This is a genomic window from Wolbachia endosymbiont of Madathamugadia hiepei (assembly GCF_013366855.1).
In the GTDB taxonomy this organism is placed as follows: Bacteria; Pseudomonadota; Alphaproteobacteria; order Rickettsiales; family Anaplasmataceae; genus Wolbachia.
Window position 1 is genome coordinate 1 of record NZ_WQMP01000090.1, and the last position, 3,995, is coordinate 3,995.

The 3,995-nt window shown below is 36.5% G+C and carries 3 protein-coding genes and 1 pseudogene; 2 read left to right on the forward strand and 2 right to left on the reverse strand.

Features of this window, described 5'->3' with window-relative positions; all coding sequences use genetic code 11:
• Positions 1-440: 440 nt before the first annotated feature.
• Complete coding sequence (dnaG, locus tag GO685_RS03730; protein ID WP_175937629.1) at positions 441-2,201, reverse strand: DNA primase; 1,761 nt, start codon at positions 2,199-2,201, stop codon at positions 441-443.
• Between the two features lie 163 nt (positions 2,202-2,364).
• Between dnaG and ubiG the strand changes: the two genes are divergently transcribed.
• A complete protein-coding gene (gene ubiG, locus GO685_RS03735; protein ID WP_175937630.1) occupies positions 2,365-3,540 on the forward strand; it encodes a bifunctional 2-polyprenyl-6-hydroxyphenol methylase/3-demethylubiquinol 3-O-methyltransferase UbiG in 1,176 nt (391 codons plus the stop codon).
• 17 nt (positions 3,541-3,557) lie between these two features.
• Here ubiG and GO685_RS03740 read toward each other — a convergent pair whose 3' ends face one another.
• Complete coding sequence (locus tag GO685_RS03740) at positions 3,558-3,725, reverse strand: hypothetical protein (RefSeq protein WP_175937631.1); 168 nt, start codon at positions 3,723-3,725, stop codon at positions 3,558-3,560.
• Positions 3,726-3,819: 94 nt separating this feature from the next.
• Here GO685_RS03740 and GO685_RS05610 point away from each other — a divergent pair.
• Positions 3,820-3,995: pseudogene (locus GO685_RS05610) on the forward strand (IS982 family transposase); the annotation flags it as partial.

Here is a 3,995-nt window from a genome sequence, read left to right on the forward strand (position 1 = left end):
TGGCATATTCTTTCTTCGGTAGCCAAATAGAAACTTTATAATGAATTTTGTCAGTAACCACTAGATTTTTTAGTTGCCATGCAACAAAGCCCACTGGAATCCAGGATACCACTTTAGTAATAAATATTTAAAAAATTTACCAAGCGAAAAAAAGGCAAAGAAGCCGCGAGTGGCGAGTTTTGACTCTATAATACTTTAAATTGGCGCCATAATAATTTACTGACGCTTAGTTTAAGCGCGATTTGGCTGAATGTAGAAAAAATGAAAAAGACATGCAGCCGCTATAATTTGATACAATCCACCAAAAAATACCCTGAGTTTTTTACTGAATTTTGTCATTGAGCCTGCAGATCAAAAACAAGTTTTGAGTCAGAAACACCCCTACTACTATGATAATGAAGTTGGAAGAATTTGTCAAGCAAATCTTGCATTTAATCTGTCTATTTTTGAATAAATTCCATTTGCATTTCCTGTATACTATCCTCTATTTGCCTTATTTGCTCTATTAGCCTTTCCTCTAGGTCAAAATTACCGCCCAGCCTTGCTTTTGTTTTTTCTTCTTGTAACACGTTTAATTCTTTCCGTAACACTACGTTATTCCACACAATTTCTGCTGATTTCCTCTCGTTTAATTGGCTATTTAATACGCTAGTTTTTTCAAATATAAACCTTACGGTTTCAGCACCATTAGACTGTCCAAACTCTTGTAATAAAGCCTCTCTGTTGAGTTCGCTGCCATTATTTGCCACATCAATTATATGCTGTTGTAATTTTTTCATCTTGGCATTGGTAAACTCAAAATGAGAAAATTGCTCAAAAAATATAGGATGGTATAAGATCTCGGGAAATTCTATTACTATACGCAGAATTATGGCTTGATTTTGCTCTGCTTCAATTAGCTCTGGAGATTTGCTGCGTAAATATTCACCTTTTATTGCTCTAATTTTACTGTTAAAAATCTGCTTTTTGAAGCTTCTTCTTAGTTCACTGGCCTTATTGTAAAAATAATCTCTATAATACCTTCTAATACTGATGTTACCAATAGCATTGACATATTCCATGAACTTGTGCTCAAGAACTGAATATTTTTCCGGAGCAAGGTTTTCGTAGTTTTGCAGGCCACTATTGACTATGTGGTGCCATAAATATTCAGAATGCAGTTCTGTTGAGTGGTCAAGCGCAGAAAGTACGTCTTCTTTCTTATATTCTAGCTCATTGCATACATCATATGGGTCTTTGTCGCTCGGCAAAGTCACAAACTTTAATGTGTATCCAGGCTCCAATATTGGCAGAGCAAATTCCGCAACTCGGGTAGCGGCACAACGTCCAGCACTATCGCCATCCATACAGATGGAGATTTCTTTAGCAAATCTCCATAGATTTTTTATCTGCTCTGCAGAAATTGCAGTGCCAAGCGGAGCAACTGTATTGCTAATTCCCACCTGATGTAGTGCTATCACATCCATATACCCTTCAACAACAAATATGTGTTGTTTTTTGCGTATTTCGCTTAAGGCAAGGTTTAACCCGTATAAATTCTCCCTCTTTTTAAAGAGCTGACTCTCTGGGCTGTTTAAATACTTCGGCTGTTGCTCAGAGCTCAGTGCACGTCCGCCAAAACCAATAACTTTGCCTGTGATGTTGTGTATAGGAAATATCAGCCGATCATAGAAATAATCACGAGAATTCTTGTTTATTAGCCCAACATCGGTCAAAATTTTGTCTTCAATACCGGAAGAGTTTAAATATTCCTTCAAGCCAGAGTTTGGCGCATAACCTATCTTAAATTTATCTATGATTTCAGGCGAAATCTTGCGTTGCTCTAAATAGTCTATAACACCTTGTTTCTTTTGTACAAACCAGTTTGCAGCCAAATTCAGCGTTGAAAACAATTTGTCGCTTTCTTTGGTAATATTGAGGTTTTTAGGTAACTCAACACCTGCAACTGATGCTAGCCTTTCCAATGCTTCTTTAAAGCTTAAGCCCTCAGTTTGTGAAATAAACTCAAACACATCACCATGAGCAGAGCAGCCAAAACAGTGATACGATCCCCTAGTATTACTCACAAAAAAAGACGGTGTTTTTTCGTTATGAAATGGGCAAAGTCCTACGAAATTATCTCCGCTTTTTGCCAGCCTGACCTTCTTACCTACTATGTCAGATAGTAACAGTCTTGATTTTATAATATCTATGTAATCCATCTTACTTGTCGAATGAGTGGTAGGATAAAAATTATACAGAATTTATGCTGTCCTGACTCGAAATTTATTTCAAGCTTCAGAGCTCCCAAAAGGTCAGGAGGGCTTGACAAAAAACCCAAAATAAATTACCCATGTTAGATGCCTTTAAGTCATAGTTTCTTATATGTCAGATGTAATATCAATTGCCTCAGACCACGCCGGTTATGAATTAAAATCAGAGATAAAGCTTTACCTGGAAACCTTGGGTTATGCAGTGATAGATCATGGCTGCACTGCTGGGCAAAAGAGTGTAGATTATCCAGACTATGCTGTTAAAGTTGTAGAGGACATAACAAATAAAAAAGCAAATTATGGGATATTAATCTGCGGTACAGGCCTCGGTATGAGTACCGTAGCGAATCGTTTTGAAGGAATCTACGCTGCTTTATGTAATAGTGTTGAGATTGCAAAATTAGCTCGCGAGCATGGCAACGCAAATATACTATGTCTTGGTGCAGAGTTTACTGCAAGTGGATTAGTGAAAGACATAGTCAAGCAATTCCTCGAGACGGAATTTTCGAAAGATAGTAGACATAAAAAACGCCTCGATAAACTCAGCAATATAACCTCTTCCAGTAAGAAAAAAAACACACAAACTTATAACGAAGATGAAGTATCAAAATTCGCTAAAATGGCAAGCGAGTGGTGGGATGAAAATGGCAAATTCAAGCCATTACACATGATGAATCCTGTGAGAGTATCATACATTGTTGAAAAAATAAAAGAGTTAAAAAAATGCGATTTAAAGGAATTATCATTGCTTGATGTTGGGTGTGGTGGTGGCATTTTGTCAGAATCAATGGCGCGTGTTGGCATTAGCATTGCGGGAATAGATGTATGCGAAGAAAACATAAAAGTGGCGCAGTCACACGCGGAAAAAGTGGGATTAAACATAGAATATACGCATAACAGCATTGAAGAACTGAAAAGTGACAAAAAATACGATGTGGTTCTGCTGATGGAAGTAGTTGAGCATGTGGATAACTTAGAATTTTTCATGCAAAAAGCAATAGGACTACTAAAACCAGAGGGACTGATTTTTATATCGACAATAAATAGAACTATTAAATCCTTTTGTCTTGCAATAGTTGGTGCAGAATACATATTAAACTGGCTACCGAAAGGCACGCATAACTGGAATAAATTTCTCAAGCCGTCAGAAATTGCAAGTCACCTAAGAGAAAATAATGTCACGCTACAAAACATAGCTGGAATGGAATATAACGTAATGAAGCGTGAGTGGAATTTAACTCAAGGTGTAGATGTCAATTATATACTTTGTGGTGTGATGAATAGTTAGATTTAAAAGCACCATTTTTATTTCCACAATGGCTCAGAAGGGTCAACACACTTTCTTTTATTATTATACACAAGACCAGATGGACAGAAACTTCCATATCCACCAATAGAATTTTTAAGATTATGGCCTTTCTTACCCAAAAATTCATACCCAGGAGCAGCAACACACTTTCCGTTTTCCATCATTTGCCCCTCAAGAACGCTAACTATGGATTAGAAAGAGAGTAGAGAGAGAAATAGGGTAAACTCCAGTATTTTAGCAACAATAAGAGGTTACCCAATGCATAAGAATATAACAGAGTTATTCTGTTTTGTAGATGATTATTGTAAAATAATAGATGAGAAGTTTGCAAGTATACTACTAGCCAATGGTAAAAAACCTACAAGAATACCCGCAATAACGTATTCTGAAATTATAACAATAATCCTATTATATCATCAATCTAGATATGAAAA